General features: G+C 55.1%; 1 pseudogene. It reads left to right on the forward strand.

Annotated features, from left to right (window positions below):
* A pseudogene (locus tag VJL_RS30050) lies at positions 1 to 457 on the forward strand (hypothetical protein); the annotation flags it as partial.

Consider the following 457-nt stretch of genomic DNA (forward strand, 5'->3'; position numbering starts at 1 on the left):
GGTCTTAAAGACGGCACCATTACGGTGACGGTGAACGGTACTAACGATTTGGGCGCACCAGCAAAAGAAGTGGGGACGACATTTACGTTGACGCAAACCAAGCCGACGGTGGACGACGGTCAAACGTCGATTAACCCAACGTACGCAGCGGCGGGTGAGAGCGTGACCGTTACCGCCACGTTCGACAAAGGCGTCACCACGCCGACGGGGTCAACGCTGGGGACCGCGTCGATCAACTGGACAGCAAAATCGGGTACTCAGACCCAATGGGTGGGTACTGCAGAAGTCGCGTCGGTTGCGGATTCGGTGAAGAGTGTGGCGTTAACGCTGCAAGGCTTTGAGGATGCAACGGGCAATACCGGTGAGTCATTCACATCAGCTAAAGCGTTGGCGATGATCCCAACCTTAACCGTTGAAAATATCAATGATGTTAACGAAACGGGCGCTGCAAGCGTTG

The organism is Vibrio jasicida CAIM 1864 = LMG 25398 (assembly GCF_000400365.1).
Taxonomy (GTDB): Bacteria; Pseudomonadota; Gammaproteobacteria; order Enterobacterales; family Vibrionaceae; genus Vibrio; species Vibrio jasicida.